24 protein-coding genes and 1 pseudogene are annotated in these 25,076 nt (G+C 72.2%); 15 read left to right on the forward strand and 10 right to left on the reverse strand.

Annotated elements, in window-relative coordinates:
• Positions 1-211 precede the first annotated feature (211 nt).
• Positions 212-1,279 (forward strand): PQQ-dependent sugar dehydrogenase, encoded by a 1,068-nt coding sequence (locus J8M51_RS28400; RefSeq protein ID WP_086751433.1) that lies wholly within the window; start codon positions 212-214, stop codon positions 1,277-1,279.
• A gap of 56 nt (positions 1,280-1,335) precedes the next feature.
• On the opposite strand, the gene J8M51_RS28405 is transcribed toward J8M51_RS28400, so the two are convergent.
• The 4 genes from J8M51_RS28405 to J8M51_RS28420 all read right to left on the reverse strand — a co-directional run bounded on the left by J8M51_RS28405 (position 1,336) and on the right by J8M51_RS28420 (position 5,809).
• Positions 1,336-2,349, reverse strand: coding sequence for a sugar phosphate isomerase/epimerase family protein (locus J8M51_RS28405; RefSeq protein ID WP_086751435.1), 1,014 nt, complete (start codon positions 2,347-2,349; stop codon positions 1,336-1,338).
• Between the two features lie 100 nt (positions 2,350-2,449).
• Positions 2,450-3,637 carry a Gfo/Idh/MocA family protein gene (locus tag J8M51_RS28410; protein WP_086751437.1) on the reverse strand — a complete coding sequence of 396 codons (1,188 nt, stop codon included), beginning with the start codon at positions 3,635-3,637 and terminating at the stop codon, positions 2,450-2,452.
• A 111-nt stretch (positions 3,638-3,748) separates the two neighbouring features.
• Entirely contained in the window at positions 3,749-4,606 is an 858-nt protein-coding gene (locus tag J8M51_RS28415; RefSeq protein WP_086751438.1) for a sugar phosphate isomerase/epimerase family protein, read from the reverse strand.
• 183 nt (positions 4,607-4,789) lie between these two features.
• On the reverse strand, positions 4,790-5,809 hold the full coding sequence (locus tag J8M51_RS28420; RefSeq protein WP_086751440.1) for a sugar ABC transporter substrate-binding protein: 1,020 nt from the start codon (positions 5,807-5,809) through the stop codon (positions 4,790-4,792).
• A 190-nt stretch (positions 5,810-5,999) separates the two neighbouring features.
• Between J8M51_RS28420 and J8M51_RS28425 the strand changes: the two genes are divergently transcribed.
• Positions 6,000-7,031: a LacI family DNA-binding transcriptional regulator gene (locus J8M51_RS28425; RefSeq protein ID WP_256963994.1), complete on the forward strand. Its 1,032-nt coding sequence runs from the start codon at positions 6,000-6,002 to the stop codon at positions 7,029-7,031.
• A gap of 163 nt (positions 7,032-7,194) precedes the next feature.
• Here the strand turns inward: J8M51_RS28425 and J8M51_RS28430 are convergent, their stop codons facing one another.
• Positions 7,195-7,800 (reverse strand): peptidoglycan-binding domain-containing protein, encoded by a 606-nt coding sequence (locus J8M51_RS28430; protein WP_107473655.1) that lies wholly within the window; start codon positions 7,798-7,800, stop codon positions 7,195-7,197.
• 297 nt (positions 7,801-8,097) lie between these two features.
• Between J8M51_RS28430 and J8M51_RS28435 the strand changes: the two genes are divergently transcribed.
• Positions 8,098-9,759 carry a helix-turn-helix domain-containing protein gene (locus J8M51_RS28435; RefSeq protein WP_267299559.1) on the forward strand — a complete coding sequence of 554 codons (1,662 nt, stop codon included), beginning with the start codon at positions 8,098-8,100 and terminating at the stop codon, positions 9,757-9,759.
• A 13-nt stretch (positions 9,760-9,772) separates the two neighbouring features.
• On the opposite strand, the pseudogene J8M51_RS28440 reads toward J8M51_RS28435, so the two are convergent.
• The 4 genes and pseudogenes from J8M51_RS28440 to J8M51_RS28455 form a co-directional block, all read right to left on the reverse strand.
• Positions 9,773-9,931: pseudogene (locus J8M51_RS28440) on the reverse strand (aminobenzoate oxygenase); the annotation flags it as partial.
• 44 nt (positions 9,932-9,975) lie between these two features.
• Positions 9,976-10,725, reverse strand: a complete 750-nt coding sequence (locus tag J8M51_RS28445) for an SGNH/GDSL hydrolase family protein (RefSeq protein WP_086761977.1) — start codon at positions 10,723-10,725, stop codon at positions 9,976-9,978.
• Positions 10,726-10,760: 35 nt separating this feature from the next.
• Positions 10,761-11,021 carry a hypothetical protein gene (locus tag J8M51_RS28450; protein ID WP_398857025.1) on the reverse strand — a complete coding sequence of 87 codons (261 nt, stop codon included), beginning with the start codon at positions 11,019-11,021 and terminating at the stop codon, positions 10,761-10,763.
• Between the two features lie 169 nt (positions 11,022-11,190).
• Positions 11,191-11,487, reverse strand: coding sequence for a DUF2218 domain-containing protein (locus J8M51_RS28455; RefSeq protein WP_086761979.1), 297 nt, complete (start codon positions 11,485-11,487; stop codon positions 11,191-11,193).
• A gap of 156 nt (positions 11,488-11,643) precedes the next feature.
• On the opposite strand from J8M51_RS28455, the gene J8M51_RS28460 reads away from it, so the two are divergent.
• From J8M51_RS28460 to J8M51_RS28485, 5 genes are all read left to right on the forward strand, one after another.
• Positions 11,644-12,609, forward strand: a complete 966-nt coding sequence (locus tag J8M51_RS28460) for a D-2-hydroxyacid dehydrogenase family protein (RefSeq protein ID WP_179203413.1) — start codon at positions 11,644-11,646, stop codon at positions 12,607-12,609.
• A 142-nt stretch (positions 12,610-12,751) separates the two neighbouring features.
• Complete coding sequence (locus tag J8M51_RS28465) at positions 12,752-13,036, forward strand: hypothetical protein (protein WP_086761981.1); 285 nt, start codon at positions 12,752-12,754, stop codon at positions 13,034-13,036.
• Positions 13,036-15,342: a heavy metal translocating P-type ATPase gene (locus J8M51_RS28470; protein ID WP_086761984.1), complete on the forward strand. Its 2,307-nt coding sequence runs from the start codon at positions 13,036-13,038 to the stop codon at positions 15,340-15,342. The genes J8M51_RS28465 and J8M51_RS28470 overlap by 1 nt, the downstream gene beginning before the upstream one ends.
• Entirely contained in the window at positions 15,339-15,914 is a 576-nt protein-coding gene (locus J8M51_RS28475; RefSeq protein ID WP_086761986.1) for a copper chaperone PCu(A)C, read from the forward strand. Before J8M51_RS28470 ends, J8M51_RS28475 begins: the two co-directional genes overlap by 4 nt.
• Positions 15,915-16,992: 1,078 nt before the next feature.
• A complete protein-coding gene (locus J8M51_RS28485) occupies positions 16,993-17,649 on the forward strand; it encodes a sigma-70 family RNA polymerase sigma factor (protein WP_256966178.1) in 657 nt (218 codons plus the stop codon).
• A 99-nt stretch (positions 17,650-17,748) separates the two neighbouring features.
• Here J8M51_RS28485 and J8M51_RS28490 read toward each other — a convergent pair whose 3' ends face one another.
• On the reverse strand, positions 17,749-18,240 hold the full coding sequence (locus J8M51_RS28490) for a copper chaperone PCu(A)C (protein WP_086761988.1): 492 nt from the start codon (positions 18,238-18,240) through the stop codon (positions 17,749-17,751).
• A gap of 192 nt (positions 18,241-18,432) precedes the next feature.
• On the opposite strand from J8M51_RS28490, the gene J8M51_RS28495 reads away from it, so the two are divergent.
• From J8M51_RS28495 to J8M51_RS28525, 7 genes are all read left to right on the forward strand, one after another.
• Positions 18,433-19,185 carry an aspartyl/asparaginyl beta-hydroxylase domain-containing protein gene (locus tag J8M51_RS28495; RefSeq protein WP_086761990.1) on the forward strand — a complete coding sequence of 251 codons (753 nt, stop codon included), beginning with the start codon at positions 18,433-18,435 and terminating at the stop codon, positions 19,183-19,185.
• A 6-nt stretch (positions 19,186-19,191) separates the two neighbouring features.
• Positions 19,192-20,607 carry an MFS transporter gene (locus J8M51_RS28500; protein ID WP_086761992.1) on the forward strand — a complete coding sequence of 472 codons (1,416 nt, stop codon included), beginning with the start codon at positions 19,192-19,194 and terminating at the stop codon, positions 20,605-20,607.
• Between the two features lie 137 nt (positions 20,608-20,744).
• Positions 20,745-21,794 carry a beta-ketoacyl-ACP synthase III gene (locus J8M51_RS28505; RefSeq protein ID WP_086761994.1) on the forward strand — a complete coding sequence of 350 codons (1,050 nt, stop codon included), beginning with the start codon at positions 20,745-20,747 and terminating at the stop codon, positions 21,792-21,794.
• Positions 21,791-22,030, forward strand: coding sequence for an acyl carrier protein (locus J8M51_RS28510; RefSeq protein WP_086761996.1), 240 nt, complete (start codon positions 21,791-21,793; stop codon positions 22,028-22,030). The genes J8M51_RS28505 and J8M51_RS28510 overlap by 4 nt, the downstream gene beginning before the upstream one ends.
• Positions 22,031-22,052: 22 nt before the next feature.
• Positions 22,053-22,943, forward strand: coding sequence for a (3R)-3-[(carboxymethyl)amino]fatty acid oxygenase/decarboxylase (scoE, locus tag J8M51_RS28515; protein WP_086761998.1), 891 nt, complete (start codon positions 22,053-22,055; stop codon positions 22,941-22,943).
• Positions 22,940-23,512: a (2E)-enoyl-ACP glycyltransferase gene (gene scoD, locus J8M51_RS28520; protein WP_086762001.1), complete on the forward strand. Its 573-nt coding sequence runs from the start codon at positions 22,940-22,942 to the stop codon at positions 23,510-23,512. Before scoE ends, scoD begins: the two co-directional genes overlap by 4 nt.
• Entirely contained in the window at positions 23,509-25,041 is a 1,533-nt protein-coding gene (locus J8M51_RS28525; protein WP_086762003.1) for a fatty acid--CoA ligase, read from the forward strand. The genes scoD and J8M51_RS28525 overlap by 4 nt, the downstream gene beginning before the upstream one ends.
• Positions 25,042-25,076 lie beyond the last annotated feature (35 nt).

Here is a 25,076-nt window from a genome sequence, read left to right on the forward strand (position 1 = left end):
GGGTCGGCGGCAAAGTGATCCGATCTCTGGGTGGCTGAAAACGAGAACATCAAGGTCGGTCCCTGTCGGCCCAGTTGGCAAAACCCCTGTTGAGATGGACATGGCCAAGTGATCCTTCGGGTGAAGGTATGAACCTTTGGCTTTAACGGCACTTGACCCTCGAATACATACCTCCTACCTTCCAGGCACCCCCACTGCGAGGAGTTCGCCCATGCGCGCATTCCGAACCATCGCGACGGCCGCTGCCGTGGCCACGCTCACCACCGGTCTGCTCGGCGCGTCGCCGGGTGCCGACAGCGGTATCACCTCGGTCCCCTCGGACATCCGGACCGTCTCGTCCGGCTGGACCGTCCCCTGGGGCCTGAGCTGGCTGCCCGACGGGTCGGCGCTCATCACCGAGCGGGACTCCTTCAAGCTGTTCAAGCTCACCCGGGCCGGCACCCGGACCGAGATCGGCAGGGTCCCCAACGTCGTGACCACCGGCGGAGAGGGCGGCCTCCTCGGCGTCGCGGTCTCACCGACCTGGAACAGCGACCACCACGTCTATCTGATGCACTCGGCGGCCTCCGACAACCGCATCGTCCGGATGACGTACGACGGCTCCTCGCTCAGCGGCTACACGGTCCTCGTCACCGGCATCGCCAAGAACAGGTACCACAACGGCGGGCGCATCAAGTTCGGCCCGGACGGCCACCTCTACGCCACCACGGGCGACGCGCAGAACACCGCCCTAGCCCAGGACAGGAACTCCCTCAACGGGAAGATCCTGCGGATGACGAAGGACGGCAGGCCCGCCCCCGGCAACCCGTTCGGCACCCTCGTCTACTCCCTCGGCCACCGCAACCCCCAGGGCATCACCTGGGACGACCAGGGAAGGCTCTGGGAAGCCGAGTTCGGCAACAGCAGGTTCGACGAACTCAATCTGATCGAGCCCGGCAAGAACTACGGCTGGCCCACCTGCGAGGGCAGCTGTTCCACGTCCGGCATGACGAGCCCCAAGCGCCAGTGGACCGTCAGCGAGGCATCCCCGAGCGCGGTCGTGTACGCCGACGGAGCCCTCTACCTGGCGGCCCTGCGCGGCGAGCGCCTGTGGCGTGTCCCGGTCAGCGGCACGAGCGCCGGCACCCCCACCGCCTACTACACCACCCAGTACGGCCGGCTGCGCACGGTGGAGAAGGTCCCCGGCGGGAACTCCCTGTGGCTGTCCACCACCAACGCCGACAACAACGGGGGCGAGCCGGACGGCGCGGACAGGGTGTTCCAGGTCGATCTGCGGTAGGACGCCGTGGCCGACCGCCGTGACGGGCTCCCGCCGTGACGGGCGGCTCGGGGCGGTCAGGTGCGCAGGGACTCCTGGAGCGCCGCGTCGGCGGCCTTGAGGACTTCGGCGGCCACGGCGACGCCCTCGACGGGGCCGAGTTCGGTGTCCTCGTGCTCGATGTTGACCAGCATGTCCGGGTCGACCTCGTGGAGGGCGCGCAGGAACTCGGTCCAGTAGGCGACGTCGTGGCCCTTGCCGAGGGCGACGAAGTCCCAGGCGGAGGCCTTGGGCCACTCATTGGCCCATTCGTCGCCGCCGAGGTTGGTGCGCGGCTCCTCGGGCGACAGACGGCGGAAGCTGTTGTCGAGCACACCGTTGAGGGCGGCGTGTCCGGGATTGATCCGGACGTCCTTGGCGGCGGCGTGGAAGACGAGTTCGCCGAGGTGGCGGACGACGGCGACGGGGTCCATCTGCTGCCAGAACAGATGGGAGGCGTCCAGTTCGACGCCGACGTGGGTCGCCCCGGTGAGGTCGATGAGCCGGTGGACGTCGGCGGAGTTGAACACGACGTTCTGCGGGTGGAGTTCGAGGGCGATCCTGACGTCGTGGTCGCGGGCGAGCCGGTCGGTCTCGCGCCAGAAGTCCGCGGCGATCCTCCACTGGTGGTCCAGGACGTCCAGGGCCCCGGAGTTCCAGGCGTTGACGATCCAGTTCGGGCGGGTCGCGCCCGGTTCACCGCCGGGCAGGCCCGACATGGTCACGAGGCGGTGCTGTCCGAGCCGCTCGGCCAGACGGACGGAGCGGCGGACGTCCTCGGCGTGCTTCTCGCCGATGACGGGGTTGGGGTGCAGCGGGTTTCCGTTGGCGTTGAGGCCGGCGACGGAGACGCCGGTGCCCTCGAAGAGGCCGAGGAAGTCGTCCCGGGCGGTGTCGCTGACGAGGATGTCGTCGAACGTCGGTACGTGCACGGCGGGTAGGAAGCCACCGGTGTTGATCTCTATGCCGGTCAGGCCCAGGCCGGCGACGACCTTGATCGCCTCCGGCAGCGGCCGGTCGTGCAGGATCGCGTTGTACAGTCCCAGCTTCATGTCGTGATGCCTCGGTCCTTCTCGAAGATGACGCCCGATGACGGCGGCGGGGCCGTCCGCTGCCGGCGAACCGGCGGGAACAGGGGAGTGCCCGGCCGGCTCACCGGACCGCGACGGCCTTGCCGTCGGCCTCGGAGGACTCGACGACGGCCTTGATGATCTCCATCGTGCGCAGCGCGTCGGCGAACGTGGCGCAGGCCGGCAGCGGCTCGGTGACACCGGCGACCTGGTCGAGGAAGGCGCGGGCCTGGTAGGTGAAGTTGTCGGCGTTGCTGGCGCCCACACCCGGTGCCTCCATCGGGACACCGCCCGCGAAGTACGGCAGGTTCGGGCCGGCGATGATCTGCCGGGCGCCGCGGGTACGGGCGTCGGGCTGGGCGTCGTCGAAGAGGTACTCGGCGGGCCGGTGCTGGTCGAACGCGGCCCGGCCGCCGAGCCCCAGGATGTCGAAGGACAGCCCGTTGGGCAGACCGAAGCCGGTGCGGGTCACGGAGAAGGTGCCGACGAGTCCCGACTCGAAGCGGGCGGTGAACGACGCGGTGTCCTCGTTCTCGACCTCGCCGAACTCGTCGGAGACGGGCGCCGCGTTGTGTCCGACGACCGCGCCCAGCGGCAGCGGACGCTTGCGGATCTGCGTCGATAGCGACGCGCCGGAGACCGAGGCGATGGGCCCGGCGACGTACTCGGCGGCGTCGATGATGTGCGAGCCGATGTCACCCAGCGCGCCGGAACCGGGGCCGCCCTTGAAACGCCAGCTCAGCGGGCCGTTCGGGTCGGTGGCGTAGTCGCACCAGTACCGGCCGCCGAACAGGGTGAGGTCGCCCAGCTCGCCGCGCCGCACATGGCCGCGGATGGCGGCGATGCCGGGGGAGCGGCGGAACGTGTAGCCGACGGACGTCACGACCTCGGCCGTGCGCTCCAACTCGGCCATGGCACGGGCGTCTTCGAGCGACCCGGCGAGCGGCTTCTCGCACAGCACATGCTTGCCCGCCGCGACCAGCGCCTCCGCGATCGGCCGGTGCAGGGCGTTGCCGACGACGATGCTCACCGCGTCGATCGTCGGGTCCTCGACCACGGCCTCCCAGCCGGGCAGCGCCTTCTCGAACCCGTAGCGCCGCGCCGCGTCCGCACCGAGCGCGGTGTTGGCGTCGGCGATCGCGGCCAGCCGCACCGGCGGCAGACCGGCACCGAAGACGGTGTTGACGTTGCGGTAACCGGCGGCGTGGCTGCGGCCGGCCATACCGGCACCGATCACGGCGACGGACAGCGGCTTGGCGGAGGTGGTCATGAGGGTGCCCTTCGAAGAGATCGAGGAATGTCGAGGTGTGTGATGTCAGCGGGTCGCCGGGCCTCATGGCCCCACGGCCTCATGGACCCAGGGCGCCATGACCAGGTGGCCTCAAGACCAGCTGGCCAGATACTCGTCGATCTTCTTCCGCATGAAGACGGACGACTCCTTCGCGCGGTCCTCCCAGGCGAAGACGCAGGAGGTGAGGGTGCCGTCGAAGCCGTTGGCGCGCAGCGCGCGGAAGAGTTCGTCGAAGTCGACCTCGCCCTGTCCGATGTCGAGGTGCTGGTGGACCCGGGCCGCCGAGCCCGGCGGATTGACGATGTAGCGATTGCCCGAGGAGGCCGTGTGGTTCAGCACGTCGGCCAGATGGACGTGGGTGAGCAGGTCGCCCGCGTGCTCGATGATGCCGGGGGCGTCGTCGCCGATGTGGAAGGTGTGCGGGGCGCAGTAGAGGAAGCCGACGTGGGGGTGGTTGATCCCGCGGATCAGGTTCACCGCGTCGTGGCCGTCCTCGATGAAGTCGTCCGGGTGCGGCTCCAGGGCCAGTTTGACGCCCTCCCGCTCGAAGACCGGGAGGAGTTCGTCCAGCGACTTCCAGAACTGGGCCTCGCTGCGGTCCGGGTCCTCGGGGCGCCCGTTGAACTCGGAGATCATGCTGTCCACGCCCAGGTCCGCGCAGATCTGGATGGACCGCTTCCAGTAGCGGACGGCGGCCTGCCGGGCGTCCTCGTCCGGACCGGACCAGCGGAAGAGCGGCAGGAGGGAGGAGATCCCGACGCCCGCGGAGTCCAGGGCCTTGCGGAACCTCCGTACGGTGGCGTCGTCCACACGCGGGTGACGGAAGAAGGGGATGAAGTCCTCGCGGGGGGACAGCTCGATCCACTCATAGCCCAACTCGGCGACCACGGCGGGCAGTTCGAGGAGCGGTATATGGCGGATCATGTACGGGTCGAGGGCGATCTTCACGACGGGGTGCCTTCCGGGGGGTCGGTCAGGGGGGGGGCGGTCAGGAGACCGTCAGGGGCGTGACGGTCAGGCGTCGAGGACGCCGGTCCACACGTTCACCGTCAGCGCCATGACGGGAACGCTGCGCGGTCCGGCGACGAGGAGGACCCCGCCGCCGGTGCCGTTGCACGGGTCATGTGCGGATCACCGGGTGCCCTTCGCGGCGAACTTGGCGATCTGGTCCACGTTGTCCTTGTCCACGAACGCCGGACCCGTCAGAACCGGAGCCTCGCCGCCACCGCTGTAGTTGCCGTTGTTCTTGTAGAGCCACAGCGAGTCCACCGCCAGGTAACCCTGCAGGTAGGGCTGCTGGTCCACCGCGAACTCGATGTCACCGGCCTTGATCGCGTCCGTCAGCTCCTTGTTCAGGTCGAACGTCGCCACCTTCGCCTCGCTGTCCGACTCCGACACCGACTCCGTGGCCGTGAGCGCGAACGGGGCGCCGAGGGTGACGACCTGGTCGATGGAGGAGTCCTGCTTGAGCTTGGCGGAGATGGTCGACTTGGTCGCGGGCATGTCGTTGCCGTTGACGTAGAGGTTCTCGGTCTCGCCCTTGAAGGTCTTCTTCACCCCGGCGCAGCGCGCCTCCAGACCCACGTGGCCCTGGACCTGGACGACACAGAGCGCGTGCTTCGCGCCGGTCGCGTTCAGCTTCTCGCCGAAGGCCTGGCCGGAGACCGACTCGTCCTGGCCGAAGAAGGAGAGCAGGCCCTGTTCCTTCCACACGTCCATGCCGGAGTTGAATCCGACGACGGGGATGCCGGCCTTCTCCGCCTTGGCGATGGCGTCCTTGAGGGCGTCCGGCTTGGCGAGGGTGACGGCGATGCCGTCGACCTTCTGGTCGATCGCGTTCTGGATCAGGGTCGCCTGGCCACTGGCGCTCTCGTCGTTGGCGTAGACCAGCTCGACGTTGTCCTTCGCGGCGGCGGCCTCGGCGCCCTTGCGGATGATGTCCCAGAAGGTGTCGCCGGAGGGCGCGTGGGTGACCAGCGCGATCTTCATTCGGGGCGTGTCGGCCTTGCCGGCCGCGGCGTCCGCCCCGCCTTCCTCGGCCTCCTTGCCGCCGGAGCCGCTGGAACAGCCCGCCAGGACCAGGGTGACCGCGCCGGCCACGGCCATGACGGAGACGGTTCTGCGGGAGCGGGCGATCGATGTGCGGTTCATGATGCGTGCACCTCACTGTGCAACTGGGAGGGTGGGCGGAACGGCGGCCGTGGGGGATACCGCGGAGCGACGAGGTGACTTCGTCGGAACATCAGCACAATTTAAAGCGCTTTAAGTTCTGGTACTATCGACGCGTTCCGTGGGCGTGTCAAGGGTGTCGCGCCGATGGACTTCCGCAGGGGAGGCGCAGGTGGGCGACGGGGATTCCGCACTCCATCGGAACGGCGCGGCCAGGCGCCCCCGGCTGGAGGACGTGGCCGCGCGCGTGGGCCTGTCCACCGCCTCGGTGTCCCTGGTGCTGCGCGGAGTGGCCGGCCCGAGCGAGCGGACGCGGCAGCGGGTGCTCAAGGCCGCCGCCGACCTCGGCTATCGGGTGGACCGTACGGCCAGCGTGCTCGCGAGCCGGCGCAGCCGCCTGCTGGGCGTCATGATCGACATCTACAGCCCCTTCCACGCCGAGCTGGTCGAGCATCTCCACATGGCGGCCGAGGAGGTCGGCTACGACCTCGTGCTCAGCACCCAGACGCGTACCCGCGACGAGCACACGGCCGTGGAGACACTGCTCGCCTACCGCAGCGAGGCCCTGATCCTGCTCGGCCCGACGGCCCCCACCGCGACCCTCGCCGCCCTGGACCGCAAGGCGCCGGTCATCGCGGTGGGACGCCGGATCGCCGACGCGGCCCTGGACGTGGTCCGTACGGCCGACGACGACGGCGTCGGTCAGATCGTCGACCACCTCGCCGAGCTGGGCCACCGCGCGATCACCTATGTCGACGGCGGCAAGGGCGTGATCGCCACCGACCGGCGGCGCGGCTACCGCGGCGCCATGCGCCGGCACGGCCTGGGCGAGTACGTCCGTGTGCTGCGCGGCGACCACACCGAGGCGGCGGGGGAGCGGGCCGCACGGCAGATGCTCGACGACGGCGAACCGCCCACGGCCGTCGTGGCCTTCAACGACCAGTGCGCCATCGGTGTCCTGGCCGCCCTGGCCCGCGCCGGGGTCGACGTCCCCGGCCGGGTCTCCGTGGCCGGCTACGACGACGACCCCCACTCCCGGCTGAGCTGCTTCAACCTGACCACCGTCAGCCAGAGAGCCGAGGAACAGGCCCGGCACGCGGTCACCGCCGCCGTGGAACGCCTCGACCAGAACCGCACGGAATCCCGCGAGGTCGTCCTCACTCCGCGTCTCGTCCTGCGGGGGACCACGGGGCGGCCCGCCTGACACGCCGCAGGCGCGGCCCGTGCGGACTCCGCACGGGCCGCGCCCGGTTTCGGTTTCGGTCTCGACACCGGTCAGGAGACACGGGCGTCGCGGACCCACCCGTGGCGAGGAGACGCAGTCGGCCGACCCAGCGGCCGGGCAGAGGGGGGGCGAGCCGTCGATATCACTGGCAGGTACGGGAGTTGTAGCGCATGGGATAGATCGATCCGTTGTCGTTCCGCAGGCTGACGAAGGACCAGCGGCCGTCGTCCCCGGCGCGGTACATCGCGAAGCTCTTGAGCTTGCCGTGGTACCTGGCGGTGATCTGGCCCTCGGAACTGGTGCCGATGTACTGCAGTTTGCCGCTGTACACGCCGCCGTCGACGTCCGGGAGATGGACCCGCTTCTCGTCCAGCTCGCCGAAGGTCTTCTCGCCGACCAGGCCGTCGTCGGCCAGGCCCCACCGCTTCTGCAGGGACTTCGTCGCGGCCTTGGAGTTGGCGCCGAAGACGCCGTCGATGTCGGAGCGGTCGACGACGGTGCCGTTGGACTCGATGGCGCCCTCGGCGTAGAGGACGTTCTGCCAGAAGCAGGCCAGGTTGGACGTCGCGTACGAGGACGTCGACAGGGTGCCTTCGTCACCGAAGTCGTCGTAGATGGAACCGGCGCCGCGGACGTAGCCGTCCGAGGCGGCCGCCGAGGCCGGCGTCGCGCTGATCGCCAGGGTGGTGGCGGCCAGGGCGCCGAGCGCGGCGGTGGCCAGACGGCCATGGGCGGTACGGATGGTCATGGGTTTCTCCCCGTGGAGACGCGGTGTGCGGGTGTGCGGGTGTGCCGTAAGAACGGAACGGAACGGAGCGGAGCGGAGCGGTGCGATGCGATGCGATCCGTGACGCGGAGGTGCCGTCGGCCCGTCGTCGACGAGATCAACTGTGCTGTTCCGTACGGGCCGAGGGCCAGTGATCTCGCGTTCCACGTCGCCGTGGGACGCGCCTCGATCCGCTGACCTGGTGCGTCGCAGACGGAATGGGACGCGCATGGAATGCTGGGAGCGGAGTCGCGGGCCGAGGTCACGGGGGTGAAGGGCTTGGACGGGCCAGAGGGTGCCCAGGAGTTGGCCCGCGTCCTGGCGGGGCTGAAGCGGCGCAGTGGCCTCAGCTATCAGCAGCTGGGGCGGCGGGTCTTCACGAGCAGCTCCACCCTTCACCGGTACTGCAACGGGAAGGGGACACCGGCGGACTACGACGTCGTCATCCGTATCGCCAAGGAGTGCGGAGCAGACGCGGACGAACTCAATGTGCTCCTGCGAAGTTGGAGGGCCGCGACGGGCAACGGCCAGGCGGAGGGCCCGGGGAGCGCGGAGGGGCAGGCGTCCGGTTCGATGTCCGAGGAGGTCGGGGACGTCGGCCCGTCTTCCCTCACCGGTCGGGTGGCGGCGCGGCGCCCCCGGAGCGTACGGCTCGTCCTCGCCGTCGTCACGGCGTTCGTCGTGCTCTGCACCGCCGTCGCCAGCGCCCCGCACGAGGCGCGGACGGCGGCGGCCGTGCGTGTCCCGGCCGGGGCGACGAGCTGGGCGCAGCGACCGAAGCCCGTCGATCCGGAGCTGTTCGGTGTGACGATGAACAGCTCCAGCGGGGCCATGCCCACCTTCCGGACCGGCGCGCTCAGACTGTGGGACAGCGAGACCCGCTGGGCCCAGCTGGAGCCCGCGCGCGGGACGTACGACTGGTCCACGCTCGACCGGCTTCTCGACGGCGCCGCACGGGAAGGCCTGCCCACGCTGTTCGTGTTCGGCGGTACGCCCGCCTGGGCCGCCCCGGAGGCACGGAAGGCCGCGTACCCCGACGGCTCCCGCGCCGCGCCGCCGGACGACCTCGACGACTGGGACGCCTTCGTACGGGCTCTCGTACGGCACGCGGGTGCCCGGATCGACGCGTACGAACTGTGGGTCATGGCCAACCACGACCACCACTACAACGGCGGTGTCGGCACGCTCGTCGAGATGACCCGGCGGGCGAGCCGCATCATCCGGGAGGGCGACGGGGACGCGACCGTGGTGTGTCCCTCGATCACCGAGCTGTGGACGCCCGAGGCACACGAGTACCTGCTGCGGTTCGCCGAGGCGGGCGGCTACCAGTACTGCGACGTGGCCGGGATCAAGCTGTACCAGCGGCGGATCACCGACCCGCCGGAGACGATGCTCGAAGCGGTGCGCGACGTCGACCGGACGTTCCACCGCGCCGGGTACCACCTGCCGCTGTGGAGCACCGGCACCGTGCAGACCGTGACGCTCAACGATCCGCTGGAGGCGGAGACCGCGGCCGACCACGCGGTGCGCTTCTATCTGACCGGCCTGTACGCCCGCCCCCGGAACCTGGAGCGCATGTACTTCTACGCCTGGGGTAACGGCGGACTGCCCCTCGTGCTCCAGGCCGAGGGCCAACCACCCACCGAGGCCGCCCTGTTCGTCGCCCGGCTGCAACGGTGGCTGGCCGGCGCGGAACTCCGCTCCTGCGGCCGCGGCCCCCAGATCGGCCTGCCCGAGAACGTCTGGCAGTGCGCGTTCCTCGCCCCCGACGCACGAGGCACCCTCCGCCCGGCCCGCATCCGCTGGACCCACACGGGCACCGCCGACACCCGCGCCGGCACCGGCGCCCGCGCCGTCGAGCACCTGGACGGCACCACGCGCGAGGTCGACGGCCGGGACACCGTACGCGTCACGGAACGACCGGTACTGATCCGCTCCTGATCCGCTCCTGACCTTTGAGGGCGTCCCACTGCTTGTCCTTGCCCTTCTGGTACGGCGCGAGCAGCCGGTCCAGCCCGCCGTCGTACTCCGAGGAGAGACGGGCCGCCCCGGCCATCGGCACGTTCCAGGTGCCGGTGGGGGCGGGGGTGGTGTACAGCTCGTACGAACTCAACGGAGCGGTCCTCCTTGGGGTCCTCGGCGATCGGCTGCGTGCGGCTACCTGTCGCTCTCGGTCAGCCGCGCCGCGAGGGCACGGATGATCTCGGTGCCGAGGACGGCCTGGCCACGGGCGTTGAGGTGGATGCCGTCGGAGCTCCACACCGATTCCTCGCGTCCTGTCGGATGGGTCTGCATGTCGACGTAGACCGCGTCCAGGCGCTCCGCCACGGACCGGGTGATCCGCGACAGGGCGGCGAGACGCTCACGGGCCAGGTCCCGGTACCGGGCGTCGAAGTGCGGGTTGCCGGTGATGTCGAAGAAGCCGGAGGTGACCAGCGTGCCGCCGGTCTCGCGCAACGGGGCGAACAGCGCTTCGAGTTCACGCTCGGCGGCCGCCGGGTCGAAGACCTTGCGCAGGCCGTCGTTGCCTCCGCACAGCGCGATCACCAGGTCCGGCTTGAAGTCCAGCGCGGGCCGCAGCTGGCTCTCCCGCACCTGTGCGGTCAGCAGATCGCGCTGCCCCAGGCCGAGGTGGACCAGCTCCGGCCGCACCTCGCGGAGCGCCTCGACCACCAGCGTCGACCAGGGCTCCGAGCGGTAGCCGGGGCGCGGCTCGCTGATGCCCTGGGCGACACTGTCGCCGACGATCACCAGCCGCGACCAGGGAGCGCCCCGCAGTAATTCCGCTCCCTCCGCCGACGAGAGCACATGGGGGTCGTTGCCCTCGGTCAGCTCGACCGCCGCCGCGTCCGCCACCACGCCCGCGGCGACGTCCGCCGGTACGCCCGCTTCCGTGTCTGTTCCCATGCCCGAGTCCTTCCGTACGCCCTGTGTCCCGTCGATCAACGGTGGCACCGGGCCCGCGCGCGGCGCTGGCGGGAAAGCGACAACACCGCGTGTGCGGTTCCCGGGGGTCCGCGCTGATCCACGCCGGTCAGCCGTTCCCGGAACCGGCCGGGGTCCAGGACGTTCATGGCGTCGCCGAGGTGCAGCAGCCGGAACGGCAGCGTCGGCCGACTGTCGCTGCCGACGAAGACCCCTCCCGGCCGCAGCACCCGGAACGCCTCGGCGAGCAGGCGGTTCTGAAGCGTGGCGGTCGGCACAACATGGAGCATCGTGAAGCACACCACGGCGGAGAGCGCTGAGGATCCGCTGGGAGTACTTCCCCCGCACGGTGACCTGGAAGGTACGCCACGTACTGCTGCGCGAGCTACTGATCGCGGGCACCCTGCCGGCCTTTCGAGGCCGACACCAGGACAGTGCCGGTGATGATCACGGCGTTCGGGGCGGCTCCCACACGACCGTCAACTCGTTGCGCCGGCCGAAGCGTTCGAGGTGGCCGCCCACCACGTCCCGGATGGTGGTGAGCGTGGCCGCGTCGGGGGCCGTCACCCGGATCAGGAGGTGGTCCTCGGCGGGCTGGAGCAGGACGTCGGTCTGCTGGAAGGTGAGGCGGTGGCCGCCGTCGGGGGTCTCCTCGGTGGGGATCTTCCGGCCGAAGTGCGAGGAGAGCTGCTTGGCGTAGCGCGGGGCGGCGTCGGTGGCGACGCGGCCGAGGGAGGTGGGCATGGGGTACTCCGGGGTGCGAGCGAACGGCAGGGGCGGTGCTTCACATTTGAAGCAGATCATCCGTGTCGATGATAGCCCTTATTGCTTCAAGTTTGAATCAAGAGTGCCGTCGCACCCCGCCCCACGCGGCAGCTGCGGCGGAGGCAGACTGTCCGCATGACCCTCCACTGCGCTGTGCTGGACGACTATCAGGGCGCCGCCCTGACCATGGCCGACTGGAGCCCCCTCGCGGGCCAGGTCGAGGTGCGCACCCTGCGCGAGAACATCACCGACCGGGACCGGCTCGTGGCCGAGCTGGCGGACTGCGAGATCGTCGTCGTCATGCGGGAGCGCACCCCCTTCGACGCCGAACTCCTGCGTCGGCTGCCCGCGCTGCGCCTGCTGGTGACCACCGGTATGCGCAACGCCTCGATCGACCTCGCCGCGGCGCGGGCCCAGGGGGTGACGGTGTGCGGTACGGCGAGCAGCCCCACCCCGCCCGTCGAGCTGACCTGGGCGCTGCTGCTCGGCCTCGCCCGGCACCTCACGGCCGAGAACCGGGGGCTGCGCGAGGGCGGGCCCTGGCAGTCCACCGTCGGCCAGGACCTCCACGGCCGCACCCTGGGCCTGCTCGGCCTCGGCAGGATCGGCACCCGGGTGGCCCGGGTCGCCGGTGCCTTCGGCATGGAGGTCCTCGCCTGGAGCGAGAACCTGACCGCCGACCGGGCGGCCGAGTCGGGCGCCCGACTGGCCGACAGCAAGGAGGAGTTGCTCCGCCTCAGCGACTTCGTCTCCGTCCACCTCGTACTGTCCGACCGCACCCGGGGCCTGCTCGACGAGCCGGAACTGCGCGCCATGCGCCCGCACGCCTACCTCGTCAACACCTCCCGCGCCGCCATCGTCGACCGCAGGGCACTCGTACGCGCCCTGCGGGAGGGCTGGATCGCCGGCGCCGGACTCGACGTCTTCGAGACCGAACCTCTCCCGGCCGACGACCCCCTGCGCACCCTGCCGAACGTCCTCGCCACCCCCCACCTCGGCTACGTGACCGAGCGGAACTACCGCACCTTCTACTCGGAGGCCGTGGAGGACATCACGGCATTCCTGGCCGGCGCCCCCGTCCGAACCCTGACGAACGGCTGACCTCCGCACCGCTCCTCCGCCCCACCCCCTGTGACGCGTGCCACACGCGTGCTCCGGAACTCCGTTCGCGGCCGTCCCGACTACTGCTTCGGTACGGCGCGATCCGAGTGACGCCGTACGACGTGACCTGGAGACGCGGTTGATGGACGAGTCCCGGCAATCCCCCTTACCCGGCGCGGGAGCGCCCCGGCGGTGGGCGGTTCCCCCGCCCGCGCTCTGCGGCTTCCTCCTGCTGCTGGCGCTGATCTTCACGGTGTCCTACGCCGTGGGCGCCGCCGCCGGCCCCGTGGCACCCGGGATGCGTGGAACCGGCACCGGCGGCGACAGCGGGGGAGCGGAGAACACGGGGGACTCCGGCGGCATGGGTGACATGGGTGCGACCGGCGGCATGCGGGACATGGGCGGCATGGACGAGGGAGGCCGCTGATGGGCGCGGAGCCCGTGACCGCCCTGGTGACCACCGATCTGACCGTCGGCGGCATGACGTGCGCGGCCTGTGTGAACCGGGTCGAGAAGAAGCTCGCCAGGCTGGAGGGCGTCACGGCGACCGTCAACCTGGCCACGGGGACGGCACGTGTGAGCCACCCGGCGGACATCCGACCGGACGAACTCGTCGCGACCGTGGAGAAGGCCGGCTACACGGCCACCGTGCCCGAGCCGCCCCGGCGTACGGAGGCCGCGGACACCGAAGCCGCCGACGAGGCCGACGACCTGCGGCCCGAGCGGGACCGGCTGATCGTCACCGCCCTCCTCGCGGTGCCCGTGCTCGTGCTGTCGATGGTGCCCGACCTGCAGTTCCGCAACTGGCAGTGGCTGTGCTTCACCCTCACCGCGCCCGTCGCCGTCTGGGGCTCCCGGCCCTTCCACGTCCGGGCCGTACGGGGACTGCGGCACTCCGCGGCGACCATGGACACCCTCGTCTCGCTGGGCGTGGCGGCCTCCTTCTGCTGGTCGGCGTACGCCCTCTTCCTCGGCGGAGCGGGCGACCCCGGGATGCGGATGCCGTTCTCGCTCCTGCCCACCGCCCCGGACGGCACGGCGCACATCTATCTCGAAGCGGCCGTCGGCGTACCGCTGTTCGTCCTGGCGGGCCGATACCTGGAGGCGCGGGCCCGCCGGGGGACCGGTGCGGCCCTGCGGTCGCTGGCCCGGCTCGCCGCGAAGGAGGTGTCGGTCCGCGCCGAGGACGGCACCGAACGCCTGCTCCCCATCGAGGAGTTGAGGTCCGGACAGGTCTTCGTCGTACGGCCGGGGGAGCGGGTCGCCACCGACGGTGAGGTGACGGAGGGCAGTTCCGCCGTCGATCTGTCCCTGGTGACCGGGGAGAGCGAACCGGTCGAGGTCGGGCCCGGCTCGGCCGTGGTCGGCGGGGCCGTCAACGCCGGGGGGCTGCTGCTCGTCCGGGCCACCGCCGTGGGCGCGGACACTCAACTGGCGCGCATCACCCGGCTGGTGACGGACGCCCAGGCCGGGAAGGCGCGCGCCCAGCGGCTGGCCGACACCGTGGCCGGGGTCTTCGTCCCGGTCGTGCTGGCGCTGGCCGCCACCACGCTCGGGTTCTGGCTGGGCGCCGGCGCCGACCCGCAGGCGGCGATCACCGCGGGGGTGGCCGTCCTGGTGGTGGCCTGCCCCTGCGCGCTGGGCCTCGCCACCCCCACCGCGCTGATGGCGGCGACCGGACGCGGTGCCCAGCTGGGCGTCCTCGTCACCGGACCGCAGGCCCTGGAGGGGCTGCGGCACGTCGACGCCGTCGTCCTGGACAAGACCGGCACCCTCACCACCGGGCACATGAGCGTCGCGAGGGTCACCGTCGTACCGGACGGCCTCGGCCGCGACACCGTCCTGCGGCTGGCCGCGGCCGTGGAACAGGGCTCGGAGCATCCGCTCGGCCGCGCCGTCGTCACCTACGCCCGACGGGAGCCGGACGCGCGGCGGGAGGCCGACGCGGGACGCCGGTCGGGCGGGCGGCGGCTGCCGGAGGTCAGCGGGTTCGCCGCGCTGCCGGGACGCGGGGTGAGGGGCCGGGTCGAGGGGCGGCTCGTCGAAGTGCTCGCCCCGGGCGACGAACTGCCCGCCGTCCTCGCCGACGCGCTGGCGGCGGCCGAAGCCGCCGCCCGCACCCCCGTGGTGGTGCGCGTGGACGGCACCCTCGAGGCGCTGATCGAGATAGGCGACGTCGTCCGCCCCGGCAGCTACCGGGCCGTGGAGCGGCTGCGCGGGCTCGGCGTACGGCCGGTGCTCGCCACCGGTGACCGCGAGGCACCCGCCCGGGCCGTCGCGTCCACGCTGGGCATCGAGGAGGTGCACGCCCGCCGCACCCCCGAGGACAAGGCCGAACTCGTCCTGGAACTGCAGGAACAGGGATACCGGGTCGCGGTCGTCGGCGACGGCGTCAACGACGCCGCCGCGCTGGCCGGCGCCGACCTCGGGATCGCGATGGGCACGGGGACGGACGTGGCCATCGGCGCCGCCGACGTCACGCTCGTCCGCGGTGACATCGAGGCCCTCGCGGACGCGGTCCTGCTGGCCCGGCGCACGCTGGGCACGATCCGCGTCAACCTCGTCTGGGCGTTCGGCTACAACGCCGTCACCGTGCCGCTCGCCATGGCCGGCCTCCTCAACCCGATGCTCGCCGCGGCGGCCATGTCGGCCAGCTCGGTGCTGGTCGTCGCCAACAGCCTCCGGCTGCGCGCCTGGCAGCCCAGCCCCACGACCCGGAGCCGTACCCGATGACCGGCGGACCCCCGGCGGCCCCCGTCCGCCCGACGGAGCCCCGGCCGGCCGCCCGCGCCGCCGACCCGTGGCGGCCCACGCGCCGCCGTCTCACCGACACCCTGCTCGCCGCCGTCGCGCCCGTCGTCGTCTGCGCCCTAGCCCTCAGCGGTCTGACCCTGTGGACCGTGTACGGCAACGCGGGCACTCCGCCGCGCATCGCCGTGACCGAGGGCCGGGTGTTCCTGCCGACCGGTGACACCCCGCAGACGGCGGCGTTCTTCCGGGTCACCAACAGCGGTGGCTCGGCCGACCGGCTGGTGAAGGTGACCTCCGCCGACGTCGACGGCCCCGGCAGCCTCAGCCGGCACCGTATGACCGGTACCGCCTCCGCCGTCGCCGAGACGGTGGCCTCGGTCGCCGTACCGGCGGGCGGCACCCTCGCCATGACCCCGACCGGCCTCGACGTGATCGTGCCGGTGAACACGGACTGGCGGTTCGGCGACCTCGTCGACTTCACCCTGCACTTCGAACACAGCGGAGCCGTACGGGCCCTCGCGGTGGTGGACCGGCCCGGCGGGGAGGCCGAGTGAACCCGCGAGCGCCCCGGACCGGGCGTGGCCGCCGGGCCCGGGCATGGGGATGAGGCCGTCATGACCGCCGGGCGGGGTGTGCGCACGCTCAGGGCGGTGGTGTTCGCGGCCGTCTGCGTGCTGCTCGCCGCCCTCGGCCATCTCCTGATGTCGGGCTTCCCTGTGCCCTGGTGGACGACGGCCGCCGGGTTCGCCGCCACGGCCGGCGCCGGCTGGTGTCTGGCGGGCCGCGAACGCGGGCTCCCCCTCGTCCTGTCCGTCGCCGTCCTGGCGCAGGGCGCGCTCCACCGTGCCTTCGCCCTGACCGGCGGAGGGTCTGCCGACCCGTCGGCCGGCATGAGCGGCGCAGGGGGAGCGGGCACGGGCGGCGGGGGCGCTGCGGGTCTCATGGGCGGTGTGGGCCACGCGGCGCACATGGGCCACGCCGCGCATCCGGGGCCCGCCGCGCATCTGGGGCTCTCGGCCCACCCGGGGCACGGCACGGACGGCGGTTCGTCGTCGCTCGGGATGCTCGCCGCCCACACCCTGGCCGCGCTGTTGAGCGGGCTGTGGCTGGGCCACGGGGAACGGGCGGCGTTCCGGGTGCTGCGGGCGGTCGCCGGGTGGCTGGCCGCGCCGTTGCGGCGGCCGGCCTCCGCAACGGCCGTGCCGGCGCCCCGGCCGGGTCCGGGACCTTCGCGTGAACGCACGGTACGGGTGCCGCGGCCGGCGCTCGCCCACACGATCGTGTCCCGTGGCCCCCCGGCCGGGACCGCTGTCGTCCGAGACAGCCGGTGTCCCGAGCCCGTCCGCCTCTTCCCCGGACACCGCACAGCCGGTGCCCGGGCCGGGGGCAGACCCTCGGGCCGGAGTCGTGCGCGTCGCCACGTGTACGGCCTCTCCCCTCTCCCTCCCGTTCCGGGACGTCTCCGCGGCGCCCACCGTGCCGCCCCGTGTGTTCGGCATGCCGGGGCGCGACCGGGGCCGCCGCCGCGCCTCCGCGCGCCGCCGCACCTTCCGTCGGGCCCGTCCGTGTCCTCGGCCGGGCGCCGGGTGCCGCCGCGCCGGATCCCGGACCTTCCGACAGGACATCCAGGTGATCACTTCTGTTCAGCCCGTCCCGCACACGACGCGCGACGAGGCGCACCGGTCGAGCCGTGACGAGTCGGCCACCGCCTGGGCGCTGGCCGCCCGTGGCGGCGACCCGGCCGCTCTCGACCGGTTCGTGCGGGCCCTGCACCCCGATGTCGTCCGCTACATCACCCATCTCTCCTCCGACCGTCAGCTCGCCGACGACCTCGCGCAGGACACGTTCCTGAGGGCGCTCGGCAGTCTGCACCGGTTCGAGGGCCGCTCCTCGGCGCGCACCTGGCTGCTGTCCATCGCGCGCCGCACGGTCGTCGACAGCCTGCGCCATGCCGCCGCCCGGCCCCGGTCGGCCGACGCGGACGACTGGACGACGTGCGCCGAACGGGCCCGGCCGGCCGGACTGCCCGGGTTCGAGGACGGCGTGGCCCTGCTCGACCTGCTGGACGCGCTCCCCGCCGAGCGCCGCCAGGCCTTCGTCCTCACCCAACTGGCGGGGCTGCCCTACGAGGAGGCCGCCGAGGTCAGCGGCTGCCCCGTGGGGACCATCCGCTCCCGGGTGGCACGCGCGCGGGCGACCCTCGTGCGGCTGCTGATCGAGGCGGAGTCCGAGCCCGCGAGCGGCGCCTCGGCCGAGAGACGGCACCTGCCGTCCCCGGCAGCCGCGTAGGGGACACAGCGGCCGGCGCCCGCGCCGCCCCACCGGTGCTCAGCGCCATCCGCGGCCACCGTGGCAACGGCCCGTCGTCGCCTCCGACGCCCCCGGCCCTCATGGCTGCCGTACGGCGTCGGTCACCGTCGCCCGCACCACCACCCGGCCGCTCCGGCGGAACCACAGGGTGTACGGCACGGTCTGTCCGGACGTCAGCACCGGCGGGTCCAGGATCACGACCCCGAGCCCGCCCGGCGCCATACGGACCGTGCCGCCGGGCGGGACGTCGACGGCCCAGGCCGGTTCCGTGCGGCCCGTCCCGGTCCGGCGGACGGTGCGGCGCAGGACGCTGACGCCGAGTTCCGTCGAGTCGGCGTACAGCAGGGTGTCCCGCGACGCCCCGGTGTTGCGGATCTCGAAGTACGCGGCGGTCGAGTCGGCGCCCTCGGGCGCCGGGACGATACGCGCGTACCCGACCGTGATCCGGGGCGGCGCGTCACCGGCCGCGCCGGTCGCCGTGTACGCCACCAGCAGGGCCAGCGCGCAGAGGGAGGCCGCCGAGGGCGCCGCGGCGGCCCGCAGGACGTGTCTCAGGGTTTCGTGCTCCATGGCCCATTGGTCGGCGGGCGCTCCCGCCGGGTTCCCCGCCGGTGCCGGGCCGACCGGTTCCGGAGGGTGGTGGCGGGAATCAACTCGCCCTGAAGAAAAGGGAATTGGCGCGAACTCACGGGAACTCACCCGCACTCCGGTCCGACTACTAGTCCGACAGCACACCCCACGACCACCCGCACGGAGACCGCTATGACGCCGGAGATCGAGGACGCCTTCGCCGCCGTCCGGGCCGAGTACGGCGCCGCGTCGATCACCCGTGTCGAACGGATGCTGCAGCCGGGCGCGGACACCCGGCATCCGCTGCAGCGGGCGGCCAAGTGGATCATGCCGGGTCTCTCCCCGACCCCTTGGCACGACCCCTGTGCCCACGCCGAGCTGGTGCCCGTCGTCCGCGCGCTGGAGGAAGGCCACGAGGCGATCAAGAAGGAGCTGACGGTCGCCTGGGCGTCCCACCGGGACGCGTTCTCGGACTACGAGCACTATCTGACCCGCCAGGAGAACTGGCAGGCCCTCCACCTCTTCCGCGACGGGCACCTCGTCGCGGAGTCGGCCGCCACGGCACCCACCGCGCACCGGATCCTGAAGGAGACGGCCGTCGACACGGAGAAGATCTGCCCTCTCCTCGAAAGCCACTTCTCCACCCTGCTGCCGGGCGCGGTCGTCGAACCCCACTGCGATCTCTGGAACTTCAGCATCAACCTGCATCTCGCCGTGGACATCCCCGACGGGTGCTCGCTCACGGTCGCCGGGGAGACCCGCGCCTGGGAGGAGGGGCGCTGTCTGCTCTTCGACTACTCCTTCGAGCACGAGGCCCGCAACGAGGGCACCCGCCCCCGGACCTGTCTGCTCGTCGACCTCTGGCACCCGGAGACCACCGTCCCCGAACGCCGGGCGCTGGTGGCCCTGTTCACGGAGATCCGCCGGCTCATGGGGGTGGACTGAGCGACGATGCCCCTGCTGATCCTGGCGCTCGGCCAGCTCGTCATCTCCCTCGACCACAGCATCGTGTACGTCGCCCTGCCCGACATCGGCGGCGGGCTCGGCTTCTCCGACCACGACCTCCAGTGGGTGGTGAGCGCCTACGTCGTGGCCACCGGCGGCTTCCTGCTGCTCGGCGGCCGGGCCGCCGACCTGCTGGGCCGACGGCGGATGTTCGTCCTGGCCGCACTGCTGTACGCCGGCTCGTCCCTCGTCGGCGGCTTCGCCGGCTCACCCGGCGTCCTGGTCGCCGTCCGGGCGGTCCAGGGCATCGGCGGCGCGCTGCTGTTCCCGGCGACGCTGTCCCTGATCACCACCCTGTACGACGAGGGGCCGGCCCGGAACCGTGCCCTCGCGGTGTGGGGGGCCGCCGGGGCCGGCGGGCTCTGCTTCGGGTCGCTGCTCGGCGGGGTCCTGGTGGAGGCGTTCGGCTGGCCCTCGGTGTTCTTCGTCAACGTGCCCGTCGCCGGCGCCCTCGCGGTGGCCGGACGGCTGCTGTTCCCGGCGGACGGGCCCCGGGACCGCTCGCGCCGATTCGACGTGGCGGGCGCGCTGACGGCGACGGGCGGGACGACGCTTCTGGTGTTCCTGCTGGTCCAGGCCCCGGCGGAGGGGTGGACCACCCCGACGGCCCTGGTCGGCGCGGTGGCGGCCGTCGGACTGCTGGCGCTGTTCGCCGTGGTCGAGCGCCGGGCACGTGAACCGCTGGTACCGGCAAGGCTGTTCGCCCACCGGGGCCTGCTGGTGACGATGGTGGTGACCGCGCTGTTCAGTGCCACGTTCAGTTCGGTGCCGTACTTCCTCACCCTGTACTTCCGGTCGGTGCACGGCTACAGCGCGGTCGCGACCGGCCTCGCGTTCCTCGTGCCCGCCGTGGTCGTCGCCCTGGGCACGCGGGTGGGCGAACGGGCCGTGGCCGCCTTCGGGGTGCGCCGCACGCTGGTGGGCGGCATGGCGCTGGGCGCCGCCGGAGCCGGGGCGCTCGGCCCGGCCCTCACCTCGGACGGCCCGTACGCCGCGCTGCTGCCGGGGATCGTGCTGCTGGGCCTCGGCCAGGGCGCCGCGTGGACCGGGATGTGGATCGCCGCGTCTGCCGGGGTCGCCCCGGGCGACCAGGGCATCGCCTCCGGAACGGCGTCGACGACACTCCAGGTGGGCGGCGCGGTGGGCCTCGCCCTGCTCGTCGCGGTCGCCGGGGGCGTGGGCCAGAACGCGTCCGGACCCGGGCTCCTCGACGGCATCCGCACCGCCGTCCTGACGATCGCGGCCGGTATCGGGTGCGGGGCGCTGGCGCTGGCTGCGGGGTGGAGGGCGAGCGGTGGAGCCGGCCTCACCGGGGCCGGGGCCACCGCCGTGACCGAGGCCGAGGGGGCGGGCGGTCCCTAGGCCCCGCTCCGGTGCCGGGCGTCCCTCCCTGACCGGCCTTCCGTCCGTACGGCTTCCCTCCCCTTCCCTCTCTCCCTCGCCCCTTCCCTCACGTGTCCGGGCCGTCCGCCCGTCCTCCGCCATGTCTGGAGAACCTCATGTCCCCTGTCGGCGCCGGTGTTTCCGCCCCTCCCGCGGCCGTCCTGTGCGGGCTGGCCGGATGGGTGCCGTCCCGTACGGTGACCAACGAGCAGCTCGCGGGACGGCTCGGCACGGACGACGCCTGGATCCGTGCCCGGACCGGAATCCGCACCCGCCACGCCGTCGAGCCCGGACAGGCGACCTCCGATCTGGCCGTCGAGGCGGGCCGCCGGGCACTGGCCTCGGCGGGGCCGGGCGGGGCCGACGCCGTCCTCCTCGCCACGACCACCCCGGACCACCCGTGCCCGGCCACCGCGCCCGCGGTCGCCGCCCGGCTGGGGCTGACGGGAGCGGCCGCCTTCGACATCGGCGCGGTCTGCGCCGGCTTCGTCCACGGGCTGGCCTCGGCCGCCGGGCTGATCGCGGCCGGGATCGCGCGACGGGTCCTGCTCATCGGGGCGGACACGTACTCCACGATCGTGGACCCCCTGGACCGGGGCAACGCGATCCTCTTCGGCGACGGCGCCGGAGCCGTCGTCCTGCGCGCCGGACACCCCGACGAGCCCGGCGCCGTCGGCCACTTCGACCTCGGCAGCGACGGCACGCACGAGGACCTGATCACGGTCGCGGCCGGCGGTTCCCGAGGGCGGTCCCGGCCCGGTGAACCGAGCCGCGAGGAACGGCACTTCGCGATGCGGGGGCGGGAGGTCTACCGCCACGCCGTGACGCGGATGGCCGAGTCGGCGCGCACCACCCTGACCCGGGCCGGCCGGAAGACCGACGACGTCGACCACTTCGTACCCCACCAGGCCAACCTGCGGATCCTGTACGCGGTGGCCGACGACCTCGGCCTCCCCCGGGAGCGCTGTGCGACGCATGTCGAGTCCGTCGGCAACACGGGCGCCGCCTCCATCCCGCTCGCCCTCGCCGACGCCGCCTCCCGCGGGGTGCTCCGGCCCGGCGACCGGCTGCTCCTCACCGCCTTCGGCGGCGGCCTCACCTGGGGCTCCTGCCTGCTGACCTGGCCCGCACCCCCGCAACCGCCACAAGAACGGACGACGTCATGAGCACCACCTACGAGCAGCTCGTCGAGATCCTCACCCGGCTGCACGACACCCCGGCGGACCGGATCCGTCCCGAGGCGACCCTCGGCGCACTGGACGTCGACTCGCTGACGACGGTCGAGATCAGCATCCGTATCGAGCGCGACCTCGGCGCGGCCGTCGGCGACGACGAACTCGAACCCGACCTCACGCTCGGCGACGTGGCCCGGCTCATCGACGCCCGCCGCACCACCGTCTGAACCCGCGGAAGGACACACCGACATGAAGATCGAGGAACAGCCCGGCGGCACGATGGGCGCCGTCGTGGAGGGCTTCGACCACACCACCGCACCGGACACGGACATCGCGGCCCTCAAGCACACCGTCTACACGAAGAAGATCGCCGTACTGAAGGGCCAGGACCTCTCCCCGGAGGAATTCCTCGCGCTGGGCCAGCGGTTGGGCCGCCCGGAGACGTACTACGAGCCGATGTACCAGCACCCGGAAGTCCCGGAGATATTCGTCTCCTCCAACGTCCCGAAGGACGGCAGGCAGATCGGTGTACCGAAGACGGGGAAGTTCTGGCACGCCGACTACCAATTCATGCCCGACCCCTTCGGAATCACCCTGATCCACCCCCGGGTCGTCCCGGAGAGGAACCGGGGAACCTATTTCATCGACATGGGCCGGGCCTACGGGAAACTGCCCGAGGACCTGAAGAAGGACATCGCGGGAACGTACTGCAGACACTCGGTGCGCAAGTACTTCAAAATACGGCCCGACGACGTCTACCGCCCCCTGAGCGAGATCATCGACGAGGTCGAGCGGAAGACCCCGGCGGTCCGGCAGCCGACCACGATCACCCACCCCATGACCGGCGAGACGATCCTCTACATCAGCGAGGGCTTCACCGTCGGCATCGAGGACGCGGACGGTGCGCCGCTCGACGAGGAACTGCTCAAGCGGCTGTTCGACGCCACCGGCCAGCTCGACGAGACCTTCGCGCACGAGGGCGTCCACCTGCAGGGCTTCGAACCCGGCGATCTGCTGATCTGGGACAACCGCAGCCTGGTCCACCGCGCCCGGCACACCACCACACCCGAGCCGACCGTCTCCCATCGCGTCACCGTCCACGACGAGCGGAGGCTGCACGACGGGATCGCGGCGACATGACGGACGAGGCACTGCTGGCGCGCGTGCTGAGACCGTACAAGGAGCACTGCAGATATCTGCGTTCGGCCGTCGTCACCGAGAACGCGGACGGCAACGCCGTCGCCCACGGCGAGTTCGAGATCCCCGAGTCGTGCTACATCGACGACACCGGCCATCTGAATTCCGTCGAGGCGAACATCTGCTACAACCAGCTGATGTACTGCCTCGTCGCCAGGTCCGTACGGGACGGGCTGGGGACGGCATTCGCCGACTGGACGCTGGACGAATTCTTCGAGCGCCAGCTCCCGGACATTCTCATCGCCCGGTTCTCCACGCGGTTCCGGCGCCCGGTCGATCCCCGCTCCTTCTCGGGCGAGCTGGAGTTCCGCTCCGTCACCCGGCGCACCCCGGCCGGCGGCACTCCTTTCCTGTACGCCGAGACCGCCTTCCGCTACCGCGACGCCGCGTCCGGCCGCTGCGACGGCGAGGCGACCCTCGCGTTCGTCGACCTCCCCGGAGCCACGTCCCCCGAGCCACGTCCCGAGCCACGTCCCCCGACCACCGAGACGACCCGAAGGCGCCGCCCATGAGGACACTCGCCCGGACCACCCGTCAGCACGCCGAGCGGCGCCCCGACCTCCCGGCCGTGCTCTGCGAAGGCCGCACCCTGACGTACGGGCAACTGCACCGCGAGAGCAACCGGATCGCCCACGCCCTGCGGGAGGCGGGGCTCGTCCCGGGGGACCGGGTCGCCTACCTCGGCAAGGAGTCCGAGCACTACTACGAGATCCTCTTCGGCTGTGCGAAGAGCGGCACCGTCCTCGTCCCCGTCAACTGGCGGCTCGCCGCACCCGAGGTCGGCCACATCCTCCGGGACTCCGGGACCCGACTGCTGTTCCTGGAGGACGAGTTCGCGCCGATCGTGAGGCGGATGCCGACCGCCCCGCCCGAGACGACGGTGGCGCTCGGAGCGGACTTCGCCACCTGGAAGGCGGCCCGCCCCGACACCGACCCGCCGGACACCGCCACCCCGGACACCCCGGTCGCGCAGCTGTACACCAGCGGAACCACCGGACTGCCCAAGGGCGTCGTCCTCGCCCACCGCAGTTTCTTCGCGATCCGTGACGCCCTGGCGAGCGAGGGACTGGACTGGATCGACTGGCGGCCCGGCGACATCGCGCTGATCGGCATCCCCGGCTTCCACATCGGCGGCCTGTGGTGGGCGACGCAGAATCTCGACGCCGGCACCACGGTGGTCGCCCTGCGCGCCTTCGACGCCCGTACGGCCGTGAACCTCATCCGGGACCTCCGCGTCACCACCGCCTGTGTCGTCCCGGCCATGCTCCGCATGATGCTCACCGAACCCGGCGTCGGCCCCGAGGACTTCACCACCCTGCGCAAGACCGTCTACGGCGGCTCCCCGATCTCCGAGGCGCTGCTGGAGGAGAGCCTCGCCGTCCTGGACTGCGAGTTCGCCCAGATCTACGGCCTCACCGAGACCGGCAACACCGCCGTGTGCCTGCCACCCGCCGCCCATGTCCCCGGCGGCCCCCTCATGCAGGCGGCCGGACGCCCGTACCCCGGGGTACGGGCCAAGGTGATCGACGGCGAGGGGCGCGAACTGCCGCCCGGCGAGGTCGGGGAGGTCTGCCTCGCCACCCCCGCGCGCATGGTCGAGTACTGGAGGCTGCCCGACCGGACCGCCGAGACCCTCGTCGACGGCTGGATCCACACCGGGGACGCCGGACACCTCGACGAGGACGGCCATGTCTTCATCCGCGACCGGATCAAGGACGCCGTCCTCGTGGCCGGGGAGAACGTCTACCCGGCCGAGATCGAGAACGTACTCGAAGCACATCCCGGCGTCGCCGAGGCCGTCGTCGTCGGCGCCCCCGACGAACGCTGGGGCGAGTACGTGCACGCCTTCGTCGTCCCCGTGCCCGGCGCCCGGCCACGCCCCCGTGATCTGCACAGCTTCCTCGTCCCACGGCTCGCGGCCTTCAAGCTGCCCGCCCGCTACGAGTTCATCGACGCCGTACCCCGCAACCCCAGCGGCAAGATCCTCCGCCGCGAACTGCGCGACCGCTTCTGGGGCGACCGCGCGCGCGGGGTCAACTGACCGGGCCCTGCCACCGGGTCCACTGGAGAGAGAAC

Source organism: Streptomyces griseiscabiei (assembly GCF_020010925.1).
Classification (GTDB): domain Bacteria; phylum Actinomycetota; class Actinomycetes; order Streptomycetales; family Streptomycetaceae; genus Streptomyces; species Streptomyces griseiscabiei.